The following is a 16,334-nucleotide window of genomic DNA, read 5'->3' on the forward strand; positions in this document are numbered from 1 at the left end:
AAGCTGACGCCTTTTGCCTAAAGGCGAGTGGAATTCCAAGCGCGAAAGGCTAAAGCCGTGCACATTATGGCCAGCAACAACCCGCCGCCCGAAAGCTACACCTACCAGGATGCCGGAGTCTCGATCGACGCGGGCAATGCGCTCGTCAAGGCGATCGGCCCGCTGGTGAAGGCAACCGCCCGCCCCGGCGCAACCAGCGAACTGGGCGGCTTCGGCGGGTTCTTCGATCCCAAGGCGGCCGGATACAAGGATCCGCTGCTGGTCGCCGCAAATGACGGCGTCGGCACCAAGCTCAAGCTCGCGATCGAGCATGACCGGCATGACACCGTGGGGATCGACCTTGTCGCCATGTGCGTCAACGATCTGATCGTGCAAGGCGCCGAGCCGCTGTTCTTCCTCGACTATTTCGCCACCGGCAAACTCGAAAACGGCATTGCCGAACGCGTCATCGCCGGCATCGCCATTGGCTGCAAGCAGGCCGGCTGCGCGCTGATCGGCGGCGAAACCGCCGAAATGCCGGGCATGTATGCGGCAGGCGATTACGACCTGGCCGGCTTCTGCGTCGGCGCGGTCGAGCGCGGCGAGCAATTGACCGGCGAAAAGGTAGTGCCGGGCCATGTGCTGATCGGGCTTGCGTCATCGGGCGTCCATTCGAACGGCTATTCGCTCGTCCGGCGTCTGGCGGAAGACAAGGGCTGGAAGCTCGACCGCCCCGCCCTGTTCGATTCCGACCGGCTGCTGATCGATGCGCTGATCGAGCCGACGCGAATCTATGTCGCCAGCCTGCTGCCGCTGATCCGCGAAGGCCTGATCGACGGGCTTGCGCATATCACTGGCGGCGGCTTGCTCGAGAATATCCCGCGCATCCTGCCCGAAGGCGCGCATGCCATGGTCGATGCCGATAGCTGGGAACAGCCGCGGCTGATGGCCTTCCTGCAGGCGCAAGGCAATATCGAGCCGGGCGAAATGGCGCGCACCTTCAATTGCGGCACCGGCATGGTGCTGGCGGTCGCGCCGGACAGGGTCGAAGCGGTGCTCGAGCGGCTAGCGGCAGCGGGCGAAACCGCCTTCCGCATCGGAAGCATCGAAGGCGGCGCGCGCGGCTGCACCGTTCGCGGCGGTCAGGGCACATGGTCGGCCAAGGACGATTGGGAGGCGACGCATCTTGCCTGAGGCAGGTCGCGCCAAGGCAAAGGTCGCCATTTTCATTTCCGGCGGCGGCACAAATATGGCCGCGCTGCTTTATGCCAGCCGCCTGCCCGGCTGCCCCTATGAGATCGTGCTGGTGGCGAGCAATCGCAAGGATGCGGGCGGGCTCACGCTCGCGCGGGCCGAAGGGATTGCAACTTTCGCACATCCGCACAAGGGAATGGAGCGCGCCGAACACGATGAAATGATGGAGCGCGCCGCCCGGGATGCCGGGGCCGAATATATCGTGCTGGCCGGCTATATGCGTATCCTGTCGGAAGAATTCGTGACCCGCTGGGCCGGGCGGATCATCAACATTCACCCCTCACTACTGCCCAAATACAAGGGACTCGACACCCATGCGCGCGCAATCGCAGCGGGTGACAGCCACGGCGGCACAACCGTGCATCTGGTGACACCGGAACTCGATTCTGGTGCGATCCTGCAGCAGGTCGAAGTCGCGATCCTGCCGGGCGACACGGCAGAAGCGCTGGCCGAACGGGTCAAGCTCGCCGAGCACCAGCTCTACCCGCGCGCGCTGGCAGATTACGTTTCGCGCGGCAATGATCCGGCCTGGCTGATCGAGCAGCTCCGCCAGCGGGTCGCCGCGCTGCCCGAAGTCGAGGAGCGACCGAGCCATGGGGCGCCCGGCTGGCGCACAGGAGGCAAGAGCGGCAAGTATTTCGCCTATTTCAGCGACCAGCACCACGGCGAAAAAGCCATTGCCTTGCTGGTGAAAACCAGCGGCCCCGACGAAATGCACGCTCTGATCGAGAACGATCCGGCGAGCTTCTATCGCCCGGCCTATTACGGGGCGAGCGGCTGGGTCGGCCTGGTGCTCAACCGGCCCGATCTCGACTGGGGACAGGTCGAACACTGGCTCAAACGGAGCTGGCGCAGCGTAGCGCCAATACGGCTGACTTCGTTGATCGACGCAGCGGAGGAATTCTAACGCAATGGGGGCGATGCCGCCCGAACGGCCGCATCCACTGGCGCGCGCGCCGATCGTGGAAAAGGCATGTGCCGGGCTGGAACGCGCCTGGGCCAAGGGCTGGCTACCGCCGCCGTCGATCGACCCGGACGAGCTCTGGCGACGTGCGGCCAAGGGCTATCCTGCCGAGGCGGAGCGCGGCGACCGCAGCGATGAGGATGTCGCGGATTTCCGGTCACGGCTCAGCGCATTGTGCTCGGCGGTCGCAAGCGAAGCCCGACTCAACGCACTCGGCAAAACGATGGCTCACGGCCAGATCGTGCGCGTGATCCGCCAGCGGCTGGGGCTCGGCCAGCTCTGGCTGCAACGGCCGGAATTGCTCGATACGCCGCTTGCTCCCCCGATCGTAATCGTAGGCCCCATGCGCAGCGGCACAACCCGCATCCACCGCCTGCTTGCAGCCGACCCCGCACATTGCGCCACGCGATTCTGCGACAGCTGGTCGCCAGTGCCGCAGCGGATCGACATGCGCCCGCTGTGGGGCGGCATGATGCTCGCAGTGGCGCGCCAGCTCGATCCATGGATCGACGCGCTCCACCCGATGGGGGCGATGCGAGCCGAAGAGGAACTCGGCTGGATCACCAGCGCGCTGGGCCACAGCACTTTCGAAACGCAATGGCGCGTGCCGTCCTTCACTTCGTTCTGCGAGAAGCGCGATGCGACGCCAATCTACCGCGAATTTGCGCGCATCTTGCGCACCGACGCCGCCCATCATGGCAATGCCATGCGTCCGCGCGTCCTGAAGGTCCCGCAATTTTCGGAGGAGCTGCCTGCCCTGCTGGCGCAGTTCCCCTGCGCGCGACTGGTGATCGCGAGCCGCAATGGCGAGGATGTGTTGCGAAGCGCGGTTTCGCTCGTGGCCAACCAGATGACGATCCAGTCCGACCATGTCGATCTCGACTGGATCGAATCCGAATGGCGCCGCAAGCTCGACCTCAGCCACGCGATGGTCGAAGTGGCGTTGGCGGATTTCACGGGGCCGGTCGCGCATGTGCATTTCGATGCGCTCGGCGCGAATTGGGAAGCCGAAATCGCGCGGATCTACGCCGAATTGGGGATCGATCTTGCTCCGGAAGCCCGCACGGCCATGCGCGCCGAAATGTGCGAAAGCGAACACAGCCCGCACCGGTTCCATGCCATGCAGCTGGCGCGCTTCAGATCGGGAAAGGCGGCTTAGCTCGCCTTGCCAATTCCCGGGATGAAGGCCCCCACCCGCTTGCGATAATCGGCATATTGCTGGCCAAATACGGCCAGCAGGTCGCGCTCTTCATAGGAAATGCCGATCATGATGTAGATCGTGAAGCCGACCGCCGCGAGTAGATGGCTGTAACTCATGTCCGGCGCCGCCCAGAAAGCGATGAAAAAGCCCGTGTAGAGCGGATGGCGAACGAACTTGTAGAACAGCGGCGTTCGCATTTTCGGCGGCGCTTCCTGCTTGCCCGTAAGGTTGAGCCAGGCCTGTTGCAGCCCGAACAGCTCGAAGTGATTGAGCAGCCAGGTCGAAATGAACAATATGCCCCAGCCCAGCCAGAACATTGCCCAGATCGCCATCCGTGCAGTCTCGTTCTGCACCGACCAGATTGTGCCTTCGATCGGGTGCCAGAACCGGAAAAGCACGACCAGCACCAGCGCGGTCACAAGGCAATAGATGCTGCGCTCTGCCGCCGCGGGGATCATCTTGGTCCAGGCGGCCTTGAAGCCGGGCCGCGCCATCACCGAATGCTGAATGCCGAACAATGCAATCAGCCCGATATTGATGAGCGCCGCAGTAGCCGGTGCCGCAGACAGCCCCTTGTCGACATGCGTCGGCATGAATTCAAATCCGCCGACCCAGCCGACCAGATAGACGAAGCTGGCAAAGAACGCGGCGTAGCACACCAGCGCCAACGCCATGATGACAAGCCTTCCCATTGTTCCCCTCCCCGGAAGAACGATGCGACCCAAGCGGGAGGATAGCACCCGCTGCCCGTCAGAGCGAATCGCCCGGCCAAGCCCCTGAATCGAAAGGGCCCCGCCGCTCAATGAACGACGGGGCCCCGGAAACTTTCAGGTGAAAGCTATCAGCCGACGATTTCTTCAGGCTTGAAGAAGAAGGCGATCTCGATCGCTGCGTTTTCGTCGCTGTCCGAACCGTGGACAGTGTTTTCGCCGATCGACAGCGCCAGTTCCTTGCGGATCGTGCCTGGAGCGGCGTCGACCGGGTTGGTCGCGCCCATGATGTCGCGGTTGCGAGCGACAGCGTCTTCACCTTCGAGCACCTGCACCACCACCGGCTCGCTCATCATGAAATCGACGAGTTCACCGAAGAAGGGGCGTTCCTTGTGAACCGCATAGAAGCCTTCGGCCTGTTCGCGGGTCATGTGGATGCGCTTCGAAGCGACGACGCGCAGGCCGGCTTCTTCCAGCATCTTGGTGACGGCGCCGGTCAGGTTGCGGCGCGTTGCATCGGGCTTGATGATCGAAAAGGTGCGGGTAACCGCCATGCTTTTGTTCCTTGCGAATTTGGGGGTGTTTTCGAGTTGCGCGCGCCCCTAGCGCCGAGTTGGGGCCACTGCAAGCCCCGCGACGTACAGCTATGGCTAGGCCCCTGCCCGCCAGCGGCCCGCCTCATCCTGCTTGTGTATCTCGCGCGCGACCTCTTCGGCCCCGTCAAGCTCGCGCCAAAGCGCGCGGGCAGCCTCGGTCTCGGCAGCACCGAAGAGTAAAAGCGCACGCTCGAACTGCAGGGCTTCCGGACGCCACTGGCCGTCCGCCAGCAGCACCATGTTCGCTCCATTGGCGGCCTCGACCTTGTCCGACAGCAGGATCGGCTGCCTCTCGGCCTGGCCCGCATCCGCCTCGCCATTGGCAAGGAATTCCTCGGGCCCGCCGCGCCATAATTCGCGCCCGATCACCGCGCGCTGCCCCGGATCACCGCTCACCACCAGCAGCCGCTGGCCCGCCTGCAACACCTTGCGCGCCAGCATCGCCGCGACGCGTTCCACCGGGTCGCGGCTCAGCTGGTAGAAATCGACGCGCGTAGCCATTTTGCGCCCTATCGCATTGCGTCAGGAAACGGCTGGCATGCCATGCCTTAGCCCTTCAGCGTATTGCGAACGAAGCGATCGAGCAGGCGTACGCCATAACCGGTCGCGCCCTTGTCCCAGGTGCGGCCCGGCTTGTCCGACCAGACCATGCCGGCGATGTCGAGATGCGCCCAGGGCGTATCGTTTTCGACGAAGCGCTTGATGAACTGCGCGGCAGTGATCGAACCGCCTTCACGCGGACCGAGGTTCTTCATATCCGAAATCGGGGAATCGATCAGCTTGTCGTAAGCCGGGCTGAGCGGCATCCGCCACAGCTTGTCGCCCACGGCGGCGCCAGCTTCCGCAAGATCGGCAGCGAGATCGTCATCATTGGCGAAGATGCCGCCATATTCATGGCCGAGCGAAATGATCATCGCACCGGTAAGCGTTGCCAGGTCCACGATCAGCGAAGGCGAGAATTCGCGCTGGGTCCAGGTGATCGCATCGCCCAGCACCAGGCGGCCTTCGGCATCGGTGTTGAGCACTTCGACCGTCTGGCCGCTCATCGAGGTGACGATGTCGCCGGGGCGCTGGGCCCGTCCGTCAGGCATGTTCTCGACCAGCCCGACAACGCCGACGATATTGGCCTTAGCCTGGCGCTTGACCAGCGTGAGCATGGCGCCCGCGACCGCGCCAGCGCCGCCCATGTCCCACTTCATATCCCACATGCCCGGCCCGGGCTTGAGCGAAATGCCGCCTGTGTCGAAGGTTACGCCCTTGCCGACGAAAGCGACCGGCGCATCGCCGGGCTTGCCGCCCATCCACTTGATCGCGAGCACGCGCGAGGGTTGCTCGCTGCCCTGACCGACGCCGAGCAGCATGGCCATGCCGAGCTTTTCCATCTCATATTCGTCGAGCACCACCAATTCGGCACCGGTACCTGCGAAGCGCTTCTCGCAGCGTTCGACAAAGCTGATCGGGTAGATCTTGTTGGCTGGTTCAGCGACCAGTTCGCGGGTGAATTCGACGCCTTCCGCCACTGCGGCTGCATCCGCCCAGGCAGCTTCGGTTCCGTCAGGCGCACCGATGACGGTGACGGTAGCGAGCGTCTTCTTCTGCTCATCCTTCAGGCGAGTGCGATAGGCGTCATGCCGCCAGCTGCGCAGGCGCAGGCCCAGCAGCACGGCCGCAGCGGCATCGGCGTCGAGGCCGCTACCGCCGAAATCGACAACCAGCGCGGTTTCACCCGAAGTGAGATATTTGGCGGCCAGCGCCGCACCGGCCTTTTCCAAGCCCTCTGCACGAACATCGCGCTTTGCGTCGGCATCGCCTGCACCTGCCAGCGCGACCCGCACCAGCTTGCCGCCACGCTCGACAAAGCCTTCGAAGAATTGACCGGCCCGGCCCTTGAATCGAGCAGCCGCTGCCCCGTCGACGATCGCGCGTTCGAGGCGCGCGGGCATGCTGTCCTGGTTCACGACATGCGCCATCAAGCTAGCATCGGCGGGCGCGGTTTCGCTGAAATTGATCTGCATTGGTACTCCGAACGGGAAGGGCCTGCACAGGCAAGTCGAGTAATGCGCCGGGTTCCGACGCGTCAGTGAATGGCGATTGCGATTAGGCGCGAGCGGTGCGATAGGCAAGCCATGTCCCCGCCGCAGCAGCAATGCCTGCAAGCTTCCTCTATCCGCTTGCCGTTACAGGGCGCCTTGTGCGCATCGCTGGCCGTGGCGCTTGCGTGGGGCACGCCGCTTGCCGCGCAGGATGTAGTCGAGCCGGTTGCTACCGAACAGGCTGCGCAGCCGGGCCGGATCATCGCCTTCAGGGCCGACAATCTCGACTATGACGATACCGGCGATGTCGTAACCGCAAGCGGCAATGTGCTGATGTCGAGCGAGGACCAGTCGGTCCGCGCCGACGAAGTGCGGTGGGACCGGCGCAGCGGCACCATCTACGCCAATGGCAACGTTCGCCTCGTCGATAATGGCGGGAACCAGCTCTACACCGAATCGGCCGAACTGACCGAGCGCTTCGAAGCCGGTGCTATTGCCGAAGTGCTGGTGGCGCTGAGCGCTGGCGGGCGACTGGCAGCAAAGGGCGGCGAGCGCAGCGAAGGTGGCGACGTGGTTCTGCGCGATGCGGCATACACCGCCTGCCCGGTGATCGACCCGGAAGGATGCGACAAGACGCCGAGCTGGCGGATTACAGCCAGCAAGGTCATCTTCGATCCCGAAACCAACCGGATCAGCTTCAACGGGGCCATGCTCGAACTGTTCGGTGCGCGCATCCTGCCGATGCCCGGGCTCGCCTTTCGCACCGATGGCCGCGCGATTTCGGGCTTCCTGGTACCGGACCTGCGGGTCTCGGAATCGAACGGCGTCGAAGTCAGCGGCAGCTATCATTGGCGGATTGCCGACAACAAGGACCTCACAGTCGGCACGCATCTCTACACCAAGGCGACGCCAATGGTGTCGGGCGAATGGCGGCACCTGACCGACCGTGGAGCCTACCAGATTACCGGCTATGCCACGCACAGCCGGCGCATCACCGACTTTACCGGTGAGCCTACGTCCGAACGCGACCTGCGAGGTTATTTCGCCGCCAACGGCCGATTCCAGTTCACCCCCGAATGGAGCCTGACCAGCTCCATTCGCGTGGCCAGCGACCGGACATTCCTGCGCCGCTACGACATCAGCCGCGACGACCGGCTGCGCTCGACCATCAACCTCGAGCGCATCGACCAGAACTCCTATTTCTCGCTTGCGGGCTGGGCAACGCAGACCCTGCGGCTTGGGCAACCGCAGGGCCAGGTGCCAGTGGCCTTGCCCGTACTCGACTATCGCTACCGCATCGCCGATCCGGTTGTGGGTGGAACGGTAGAGTTGCAGGCCAACAGCCTCAGCCTTGTGCGCAAGGACGGGCAGGACACGCAGCGCGCCTTTGCCTCGGCGCGGTGGGACTTGCGCCGCTTAACCGGGCTGGGCCAGGTCGTGACGCTAACCGCTCTGGGCCGGGGCGACATCTACCATAGCGACGAGAATTTATTGACCGCGACCGAGAGCTATCGCGGCGAAGCAGGCTGGCAGGGCCGTGGCATCGCCGTGGGTGCGATCGACGTCGAATGGCCGTTCGTGGGCGAGGCGTTCGGCGGCACGCAAGTGCTCAAGCCGCGCCTCCAGCTAGTCGCAAGCCCGTCGATCCGGAACCTTGAGATCCCCAATGAGGACGCGCGCGCGATCGATCTTGAGGATTCCAACCTCTTCTCGCTCAATCGCTTCCCGGGGTATGACCGGGTCGAAGACGGGGTGCGGCTGACCTATGGCTTCGATTGGGAAGTGCAGCGGCCCGGATGGCGTGTCAAAACTACCATAGGCCAGTCCTACCGCTTCGACACGCAACGCCAGATCCTGCCCGACGGCACCGGCCTGTCCGAACGCGTGTCGGACTTCGTGGGGCGCACCGAAGTGCGCTATCGCGACCGCGTGAAGCTGACGCACCGGTTCCGGGTCGACAAGGACAGCCTCGCTGTGCGTCGCAATGAGTTCGACGCCACTATTGGCAGCGAACGCACCTATGTCGAAGTGGGCTATTTGCGGCTCAACCGCGACATCGCCGGTATCGAGGATTTGCAGGATCGCGAGGAGCTGCGCGCAGCTGCGCGGATTGCCTTTGCCCGCTATTGGTCGGTGTTCGGCGCAGGCGTCTTCAACCTGACGGACAAGCGGGAAGACCCCACCTTCACTTCGGACGGTTTCCAGCCGATCCGGACCCGATTGGGCATCGCCTATCGCGACGAATGCCTCGAATTCGGGCTCACCTGGCGGCGCGACTATGTCAACGCGGGCGACGCGGCGCGAGGCGACACCTTCCAGCTGACCTTTGCTCTCAGAAATCTTGGCCTGCGCTGACAATTGTCCGCTTCGCCCGGTGTGGGGGATTGCCGCGCAATCGGGCGTTGGCAGGCAAGCACGAAACCGTTATCTGGGCGGCGGCTAACCGCCATGGGAGCAAATCAGCTGGCGTTAAGACGGCAATTGCCAATGGCGGAAATGAAACTGGCGCGAACATGCGTCGCAATTGGAATTAACGCGTGACTCGCAACAGCTTGACCAAAGGCATTCTTTCGCTCGCTGCCCTCGGGCTTGCCGCAGTACCGGCCAGCCTTACGGCTCAAGCCGGGCCAACGGCGGATGACCCGCTGGGCATCCCCGCCGATATCTCGCTGATGCGCGAAGCCAATCCCAACGTCCGCACTGCCACTGCGATCGTCAACGGCCAGGTCATTACGGGCACCGATGTCGACCAAAGGCTTGCACTGGTGGTTTCCGCTTCGCGCAACCAGCTGAGCGAGGAAGAACTCCAGCGGCTGCGGATGCAGGTGCTGCGCAATCTGATCGACGAGACGCTCCAGATCCAGGCGGCGACGGCGCAGGAAATCACTGTGACGCGGGCCGAAGTGGACCAGCGCTACAATTCGCTCGCCGCCCAGAATTTCGGGCAAGACCCGGCCGCAATGGACCAATATTTGCTTTCGGTCGGCTCCTCGCCCGCTTCGCTCAAGCGCCAGATCGAGGGCGAGCTGGCGTGGCAGAACCTGCTTCAGCGCAATATCTCGCCCTTCGTGCGGGTTTCGCAGGAAGAGGTCAACGAACTGCTCAAGCGCCTCGAATCGTCGCGCGGCACCGACGAATACCGGCTCGGCGAGATTTTCCTTTCGGCGACGCCTGAAAACCGCAATTCGGTGATTCAGGGTGCGCAGCAGATCGTCGAGCAATTGCGCCAGGGCGCCAGCTTTGTCGCCTATGCCCGGCAATTCTCCGAAGCTTCGACGGCAGCGGTTGGCGGCGACCTCGGTTTCGTGCGCCTCGCGCAGCTGCCGGCGGAACTGGCCACGGTCGCGGCCGAAATGCAGCCCGGCCAGCTCGTCGGGCCGATCGAAATTCCCGGCGGCTTTTCGATCCTGTACCTGATCGACAAGCGCCAGGTGCTGATGGCCGATCCGCGCGATGCAGTGCTGAGCCTGAAGCAGATTTCGATCAGCTTCGAGCCCGGCGTGACGCAGGAAGTGGCCGAAGCGCAGGTAGAACGCTTCGCCACTGGCGTGGAAGCCATGCGCGGATGCGGCGATGCCGATGCTTCGGCCGCAGCGCTGGGAGCCATCGTGGTCAGCAATGACCAGATCCGTGCCCGTTCGCTGCCCGAGCAGCTGCAGAACATCGTGCTCAACCTCCAGATCGGCCAGACCACCCCGCCCTTCGGTTCGATCGAAGAGGGCGTGCGCGTGCTGATGCTGTGCGGTCGTGACGATCCCGAAGTGGCCGGTGGCCCGAGCTTCGACCAGCTGATGGACCAGCTGGAGGAGGAACGGATCAACAAGCGCGCCCAGCGCTACCTGCGCGACCTGCGCAACGACGCCTATATCGAGTACAATTGAGCGCGCAGCAGCCACTTCCGATTGCCATTTCGCTGGGCGATCCGGCAGGCATCGGGCCGGAACTGAGCGCAGAGGCGTGGGTGCGGCGCAGCGAGGCTGGACTGGAGCCGTTCTTCGTGCTCGGCGGCGCGAAGGTGCTGGCGGCTGCCAGCGCCCGTCGCGGACTCGATTGCCCGATCATCGCCATCTCGCATCCGGCTGAAACGCATGTCGCCTTCGCGCATGGGGTGCCGGTATTGGGCGCAGCCGACGCTGGCTATACGCCGGGACAGCCCGATGAAGCCGGTGCGAGGCTGGCGCTCGCTTCGCTCACCGAGGCCACGCAGCTCGCGCGCGACGGAGAAGCTGCTGCGCTGGTCACCGCTCCGATCGCCAAGGCCGAGCTGGCGAAGGTGGGGTTCGATTTTCCCGGACAGACCGAGTTCCTCGCCGACGCCTGCGGCGCAGCTGCCGAAGATGCCGTCATGATGCTCGCGGGGCCGAGCCTGCGCACGGTGCCATTGACCGTGCATTGCGCACTGGCGGAAGTGCCAGGCCTGTTGAGCCGGGAACTCATCTGCCACAAGGCCCGCATCGTCGCCGCTGCTCTGGCGCGCGATTTCGGGATAGACCGCCCTCGCCTCGCCCTCACAGGGCTCAATCCCCATGCAGGGGAAGGCGGCAAGTTCGGCGACGAGGAAGCCCGCATCATCGCGCCCGCTGTAGCGGCGCTGTGCGACGAAGCGATCGACGCCACCGGCCCCCATTCCGCCGATGCACTGTTTACGCCGCGCAGCCGCGCGACTTTCGACGCGGCGCTGTGCATGTACCACGATCAGGCGCTGATTCCGATCAAGGCGCTCGACTTCGATGAAGGGGTGAACGTCGCGCTTGGCCTGCCGATCATCCGCACTTCGCCCGATCATGGCACTGCATTCGACATCGCGGGCAAGGGCATTGCCGATCCCGGCGCGATGATCGCTGCGATCCGCTTGGCGGGCGAAATCGCGGCGCGGCGCGCCCAAAGCCAGCTAGCGCATGGCTGACCTGCCACCATTGCGGGAAGTGATAGCAAAGCACGGCCTCAGTGCATCGAAGGCGCTTGGGCAAAACTTCCTGTTCGACGCGCAATTGCTTGACCGCATCGCGGCCATCCCGGGCGATTTGCAGGACAAGGCCGTGCTTGAAGTGGGGCCCGGACCGGGCGGACTGACCCGCGCCCTGCTCAAGGCGGGAGCGCGCGTAACCGCGATCGAAATGGACAAACGCTGCCTGCCCGCGCTCGCCGAATTGGGCGAAGCCTATCCGGGGAACTTGCGCGTGATCGAAAGCGACGCGCTCAAGCTCGACCACAATGAATTGATGGGCGAGCCATACGCTGTGGTCGCCAATTTGCCCTATAACGTCGGGACCGCGCTCTTTACGCGTTGGCTCTCAGGCGAAAGCTGGCCGCCGCAATGGACTTCGCTCACGCTGATGTTCCAGCTCGAAGTGGCGCAGCGGATCGTCGCCGAAGCAGGTAGCGGCGCCTATGGGAGGCTGGCGGTCCTCGCGCAGTGGCGCAGCGCCGCAAAGCTGGCGATGAAGGTTCACCGCAGCGCATTTACTCCTCCGCCCAAGGTGATGAGCGCGATCGTCCATGTCGAACCGGGCGACATGCCCGATGGCGTGTCTGCACGCATACTTGAAAGAGTTACCGAGGCTGCATTCGGCCAACGCCGCAAGATGCTGCGCCAGAGCCTCAAGGGCGTGCCTGGTGCGCTCGAAGTGCTGGCATCGCTTGGTATCGACTCGCAGCGCCGGGCCGAAACACTTTCAGTCGACGAGTTCGTCGCCGTGGCTCGCGCGCTCAGCTGAGCGCCCGATTGCAGGCCCGATCTTAGTGCCGCGGCGAAACTATTCCGCAGCAAAGCGGCGGGCATAGATGGTAAATTTCGATTAAACATGAATGCCAACCGTTCGGCATCGCTTGGCTGCCATAGCACAGTTTCAATCGGAACCGGGGGCAGCAGGGAATGAGCCTGTACGACGCACGCAAGAGAGCCGCACAATTGGAGCGCCGCCGCAGCGCGCGCTTCGCGGTCGACCTCGAAGCGTTGTTCCGTTCGATCGCGCACGAGCGCATGGGCCGGCTGGCCAATATCTCCGAACAGGGCGCCAAGTTGATGATGGACCCGCCACCGCGCGAAGGCATCTCCGGCTGGCTCGCTTTCGCCGGGCAGGAAATCTTTTGCCGCGTGATCTGGGCCAGCAATGATTCCTGCGGCATCGAATTCGATCGCCCGCTGGCCCAACCGGTGCTTGTCGCCATCGCAGGCGAACAGGTGAATCAGGCCGGCCCGGTCGCCAATGCGGGCAATATCCAGATGGGCCGCAAACGCGGCACGCTCGTCTCCAGCGGCGGCTAGGGGCTCAGCCCAGCAGCCGCACCGCGAACACGATTGCTATCAGCACCGCCAAGCGCAAGGCAACATCCCGCCATACGTGATAGCCTGAAAGTTCCGCTGCCAACTTAGGCGGATAGGGCATCGGTTTGAGAGGGTTCACGTTGGCGCCTCCGGAATTGCCTTTCGGCAACCAGCCAACAAGCCAGAACAGGGGTGAGCCAATCAATCGCGTGATTTGCCCGCATGCTTCGCGTTCGTCGCCCGTAAGCCGCGCGATCCGCAGCATGGCCCAATGTGAGCGCAAATGCCTCAAAAGCCAGCGTTGCCCAAGGATATGTGCCTGTTCCAATTCAGCAAAGGCCAGCAGATAATCGCCCCCATCTTCAGCTTGCCGAGCTCGATCCATCGCATGTTCGAACAGCGCCTTCAAGCGTTTACGGTCCACATGATCCTCCGATCCACCATGACTGTGGCCCTTGTTAGCGCGCTTATTGCCGATCAGTCTTGAACGAATCGATTGCCGGTTCAGGCCATGATTCGGGACAGTACTGCCGGGGTAATACCAAGCATGGACCGTGTGGTGCGGGTAAAATGCGATTGGTCCGAAAAGCCACCTACGGCTGCAGCATCGGAAATCGAGCAACCTTCCACCATGGCCATGCATGCGCGCCGGATCGCAGCCCAGCGGCGCCAGCTCGTCAGCGGCATGCCAAGTTGGCGCGCAGCGATCGCGCGAAGGCGTACAGGCGACAATCCAACCGCTCGGGCGATCTCAGGTAATTTCTCTTCGAGAGCTGTCGGCTCCTGCAGGCGCCTGAGTGCTGCCTGCAAGCGCTCATCGACAATGCCGAAAGGCCCAGAATTCAGTAAGCTTTCCAGTCGCTCTTGGGCGTCTTCAACAACTTGGACAGGTCCGGTCGGAAGATTTTCCAGCAATGCCGCGCCAAGGTCACTGGTTGGTTCAATCAGATAAACTCGACCACCCCTGAGCGAGAGCAAACGGTGCCTGACGTGAGGCCAAACAACGATGGCGCTTCCGCGGACCTCATTGCCATCTGCCGTTTCAATTCTGGAGTCCGAACCAATAACAACTTGGGCCGCGATGTGGCTGTGGGGGTGGTTGTCACCAACACTTCCTTCAAACAGAACGAACCTGTCTTCGAAGGTAACATGACCGTGCCAATTATCGTCATGAGCCATGGCCCTGGTCGACTTCAGCTACCCTTCTTCACCAGGCGCCAGTGGTGCAGCAGCGGCTCGGTGTAACCCGAGGGTTGCTCGACGCCCTTGAACACAAGGTCACAGGCGGCGCGGAAGGCCGGGCCATCCTCATTGCCGATCAGCGGCTCGTAGAGCGGATCGCCTGCGTTCTGCGCATCGACCTTGGCGGCCATGCGCCGCAGGCTGTCCATCACTTGCTCCTTGGTCACAACACCGTGCAGCAGCCAATTGGCCATATGCTGGCTGGAAATGCGCAAAGTCGCGCGGTCTTCCATCAGGCCGACGTCGTTAATGTCGGGCACTTTGGAGCAGCCCACACCCTGGTCGATCCAGCGCACGACATAGCCGAGCAGGCCCTGAGCATTGTTGTCGAGCTCTTCGCGCAGCTCGTCCTCAGACCAGTTCACGCCTTCGGCCAGTGGAATGCTCAGCAGGTCATCGAGCGGCGGGATCTCGCCCAGCCCCTTCTGCACCTCGAACACGTCGCACTGGTGGTAATGCAGCGCGTGAAGCGTCGCGGCGGTGGGTGAAGGCACCCAAGCGGTGTTCGCCCCGGCTTTCAGGTGCCCGATCTTCTCGACCATCATTTGCTTCATCAGGTCGGGCGCGGCCCACATTCCCTTGCCAATCTGCGCGCGGCCCGACAGGCCGTGCTTCAGCCCGATTGCGACATTGCGCTTCTCATAGGCGGTGAGCCATTTGCTGGTCTTCATCGCGCCCTTGCGGATCATCGGCCCGGCTTGCATCGAAGTGTGGATCTCGTCGCCCGTGCGGTCGAGGAAGCCGGTGTTGATGAACACCACGCGATCCTTCACTGCCCGGATACAGGCGGCGAGGTTCGCGCTGGTGCGGCGCTCCTCATCCATCACGCCCACCTTGATCGTGTGGCGAGGAAGGCCAAGCAAATCCTCCACCGCATCGAACAGATCGTTGGTGAAGCCGCATTCTTCCGGCCCATGCATCTTGGGCTTCACGATATAGATGCTGCCGCAGCGGCTGTTGCCGTATGTCGCGTGGCCTTCGACATCGAGCGCGCCGATCGCGCTGGTGAAGACCGCATCCATGATGCCTTCGGGCACTTCGCCGCCATCGGCGAGCCTGATTGCCGGGTTGGTCATCAAATGCCCGACGTTGCGCACGAACAGCAGGCTGCGGCCCGGAAGGCTGTGCGCATTGCCGTCGCGGTCGGTGTAGGGCTTGTCGCTCACGAGCGCGCGAGTGAGCGTACGCCCGCCCTTCTCAAAGCTTTCCTGCAAATCGCCGCGGATCACGCCCAGCCAATTGGAATAGGCGAGCTGCTTGTCTTCCGCATCGACCGCCGCGACCGAATCCTCGCAATCGCAAATGGTGGTCAGCGCGGCTTCGCAGACGATGTCGGCGATCCCGGCCTTGTCGGTCTTGCCGACCGGATCCTCGCGATCGAACACCACTTCGATGTGCAAGCCATTGTTCTTGAACAGCAGGCCCTTCTCGGTCTTGCCGACATATTGGCTTTCGTGCTGCAGTTTACCGTCATGCTCATCCGCAAGATCGGCCCAGCTCTGGCCCACCAGCGGCAGCGCCTGGTCGAGGAATTCGCGACCTCGCGCGATCACCGCAGCCCCGCGTTCTTCGTCATAGCCGCCCGGTCGTGCCGGGGGCGCATCGAGCGCATCGGTGCCGTAGAACGCATCGTAAAGGCTGCCCCAGCGCGCATTGGCCGCATTGAGCAGGAAGCGTGCGTTGAGCACGGGCACCACCAGCTGCGGGCCGGCCATGGTCGCGATCTCTGGATCGACATTCTGCGTGCCGATGGTGAACTCGCCCGGTTCGGGAACGAGATAGCCGATCTCGCGCAGGAAGGCCTGGTATTCGCCCTGGTCGAGCGGCTTGCCGCGCCGTGCTACATGCCAGGCATCGATCTTCGCCTGCAGCTCGTCCCGTTTGGCCAGAAGGCCGCGATTGCGCGGCGCAAACTCTGCCAGCAAGGCCGAAAAGCCCGACCAAAAGGCATCCACATCGCGGCCGAGCGGGGCCAGAACCTCCGCTTCAAGGAAGTTCGCCAGTGCAGGATCGATCCCGATCCCGGCGCGGGTGACATATTCGCTCACAAATTCCTCGCACAGTTGGGCCAGCCGGCTTGCGGCAGG

Annotated in this window: 15 protein-coding genes; 8 read left to right on the top strand and 7 right to left on the bottom strand. The window is 63.5% G+C overall.

Going from position 1 to position 16,334, the window contains the following annotated elements:
* Positions 1-66: 66 nt before the first annotated feature.
* From purM to ACUJ47_RS05920, 3 genes are read left to right on the top strand one after another with little or no spacing between them, the layout of a single operon-like run.
* Positions 67-1,173, top strand: a complete 1,107-nt coding sequence (gene purM, locus ACUJ47_RS05910; RefSeq protein WP_445537491.1) for a phosphoribosylformylglycinamidine cyclo-ligase — start codon at positions 67-69, stop codon at positions 1,171-1,173.
* A complete protein-coding gene (gene purN / locus ACUJ47_RS05915) occupies positions 1,163-2,140 on the top strand; it encodes a phosphoribosylglycinamide formyltransferase (RefSeq protein ID WP_445538869.1) in 978 nt (325 codons plus the stop codon). Before purM ends, purN begins: the two co-directional genes overlap by 11 nt.
* A gap of 4 nt (positions 2,141-2,144) precedes the next feature.
* A complete protein-coding gene (locus tag ACUJ47_RS05920; RefSeq protein WP_445537492.1) occupies positions 2,145-3,356 on the top strand; it encodes a sulfotransferase family protein in 1,212 nt (403 codons plus the stop codon).
* Here the strand turns inward: ACUJ47_RS05920 and mddA are convergent.
* The 4 genes from mddA to ACUJ47_RS05940 all read right to left on the bottom strand — a co-directional run bounded on the left by mddA (position 3,353) and on the right by ACUJ47_RS05940 (position 6,719).
* The gene (gene mddA / locus ACUJ47_RS05925; protein WP_445537493.1) at positions 3,353-4,090 is read right to left on the bottom strand and encodes a methanethiol S-methyltransferase; all 738 of its coding nucleotides are present in this window, start codon (positions 4,088-4,090) and stop codon (positions 3,353-3,355) included. The genes ACUJ47_RS05920 and mddA overlap by 4 nt on opposite strands.
* A 149-nt stretch (positions 4,091-4,239) precedes the next feature.
* Positions 4,240-4,662 carry a nucleoside-diphosphate kinase gene (gene ndk / locus ACUJ47_RS05930; RefSeq protein ID WP_445537494.1) on the bottom strand — a complete coding sequence of 141 codons (423 nt, stop codon included), beginning with the start codon at positions 4,660-4,662 and terminating at the stop codon, positions 4,240-4,242.
* A gap of 96 nt (positions 4,663-4,758) precedes the next feature.
* Positions 4,759-5,205, bottom strand: a complete 447-nt coding sequence (locus ACUJ47_RS05935) for a DNA polymerase III subunit chi (protein ID WP_445537495.1) — start codon at positions 5,203-5,205, stop codon at positions 4,759-4,761.
* A gap of 47 nt (positions 5,206-5,252) precedes the next feature.
* A complete protein-coding gene (locus tag ACUJ47_RS05940; RefSeq protein ID WP_445537496.1) occupies positions 5,253-6,719 on the bottom strand; it encodes a leucyl aminopeptidase in 1,467 nt (488 codons plus the stop codon).
* Positions 6,720-6,830: 111 nt separating this feature from the next.
* Here ACUJ47_RS05940 and ACUJ47_RS05945 point away from each other — a divergent pair, with 111 nt between their 5' ends.
* From ACUJ47_RS05945 to ACUJ47_RS05965, 5 genes are all read left to right on the top strand, one after another.
* Positions 6,831-9,092: an LPS-assembly protein LptD gene (locus tag ACUJ47_RS05945; RefSeq protein WP_445537497.1), complete on the top strand. Its 2,262-nt coding sequence runs from the start codon at positions 6,831-6,833 to the stop codon at positions 9,090-9,092.
* Positions 9,093-9,289: 197 nt separating this feature from the next.
* Entirely contained in the window at positions 9,290-10,618 is a 1,329-nt protein-coding gene (locus ACUJ47_RS05950; RefSeq protein WP_445537498.1) for a peptidylprolyl isomerase, read from the top strand.
* Complete coding sequence (gene pdxA, locus ACUJ47_RS05955) at positions 10,615-11,643, top strand: 4-hydroxythreonine-4-phosphate dehydrogenase PdxA (RefSeq protein WP_445537499.1); 1,029 nt, start codon at positions 10,615-10,617, stop codon at positions 11,641-11,643. The genes ACUJ47_RS05950 and pdxA overlap by 4 nt, the downstream gene beginning before the upstream one ends.
* Positions 11,636-12,454, top strand: coding sequence for a 16S rRNA (adenine(1518)-N(6)/adenine(1519)-N(6))-dimethyltransferase RsmA (rsmA, locus tag ACUJ47_RS05960; RefSeq protein WP_445537500.1), 819 nt, complete (start codon positions 11,636-11,638; stop codon positions 12,452-12,454). The genes pdxA and rsmA overlap by 8 nt, the downstream gene beginning before the upstream one ends.
* A gap of 158 nt (positions 12,455-12,612) precedes the next feature.
* Complete coding sequence (locus tag ACUJ47_RS05965; RefSeq protein WP_445537501.1) at positions 12,613-13,005, top strand: PilZ domain-containing protein; 393 nt, start codon at positions 12,613-12,615, stop codon at positions 13,003-13,005.
* A 4-nt stretch (positions 13,006-13,009) separates the two neighbouring features.
* On the opposite strand, the gene ACUJ47_RS05970 is transcribed toward ACUJ47_RS05965, so the two are convergent.
* The 3 genes from ACUJ47_RS05970 to ACUJ47_RS05980 all read right to left on the bottom strand — a co-directional run bounded on the left by ACUJ47_RS05970 (position 13,010) and on the right by ACUJ47_RS05980 (position 16,295).
* Positions 13,010-13,429 carry a DUF3703 domain-containing protein gene (locus tag ACUJ47_RS05970; RefSeq protein WP_445537502.1) on the bottom strand — a complete coding sequence of 140 codons (420 nt, stop codon included), beginning with the start codon at positions 13,427-13,429 and terminating at the stop codon, positions 13,010-13,012.
* An 80-nt stretch (positions 13,430-13,509) separates the two neighbouring features.
* Positions 13,510-14,184 carry a helix-turn-helix domain-containing protein gene (locus ACUJ47_RS05975; protein WP_445537503.1) on the bottom strand — a complete coding sequence of 225 codons (675 nt, stop codon included), beginning with the start codon at positions 14,182-14,184 and terminating at the stop codon, positions 13,510-13,512.
* 14 nt (positions 14,185-14,198) lie between these two features.
* Positions 14,199-16,295: a malate synthase G gene (locus tag ACUJ47_RS05980; RefSeq protein ID WP_445537504.1), complete on the bottom strand. Its 2,097-nt coding sequence runs from the start codon at positions 16,293-16,295 to the stop codon at positions 14,199-14,201.
* Positions 16,296-16,334: the final 39 nt, after the last annotated feature.

The sequence above is a fragment of the Altererythrobacter sp. Z27 genome, assembly GCF_052683155.1.

What these genes read in the sequence shown, in the direction of transcription:
- purM (WP_445537491.1), top strand. Translation starts at nt 67, where the DNA reads ATGGCCAGCAACAACCCGCCGCCCGAAAGCTACACCTACCAGGATGCC.
- ACUJ47_RS05920 (WP_445537492.1), top strand. Translation starts at nt 2,145, where the DNA reads ATGGGGGCGATGCCGCCCGAACGGCCGCATCCACTGGCGCGCGCGCCG.
- mddA (WP_445537493.1), bottom strand. Translation starts at nt 4,090, where the DNA reads ATGGGAAGGCTTGTCATCATGGCGTTGGCGCTGGTGTGCTACGCCGCG.
- ndk (WP_445537494.1), bottom strand. Translation starts at nt 4,662, where the DNA reads ATGGCGGTTACCCGCACCTTTTCGATCATCAAGCCCGATGCAACGCGC.
- ACUJ47_RS05935 (WP_445537495.1), bottom strand. Translation starts at nt 5,205, where the DNA reads ATGGCTACGCGCGTCGATTTCTACCAGCTGAGCCGCGACCCGGTGGAA.
- ACUJ47_RS05940 (WP_445537496.1), bottom strand. Translation starts at nt 6,719, where the DNA reads ATGCAGATCAATTTCAGCGAAACCGCGCCCGCCGATGCTAGCTTGATG.
- ACUJ47_RS05945 (WP_445537497.1), top strand. Translation starts at nt 6,831, where the DNA reads ATGTCCCCGCCGCAGCAGCAATGCCTGCAAGCTTCCTCTATCCGCTTG.
- rsmA (WP_445537500.1), top strand. Translation starts at nt 11,636, where the DNA reads ATGGCTGACCTGCCACCATTGCGGGAAGTGATAGCAAAGCACGGCCTC.
- ACUJ47_RS05965 (WP_445537501.1), top strand. Translation starts at nt 12,613, where the DNA reads ATGAGCCTGTACGACGCACGCAAGAGAGCCGCACAATTGGAGCGCCGC.
- ACUJ47_RS05975 (WP_445537503.1), bottom strand. Translation starts at nt 14,184, where the DNA reads ATGGCTCATGACGATAATTGGCACGGTCATGTTACCTTCGAAGACAGG.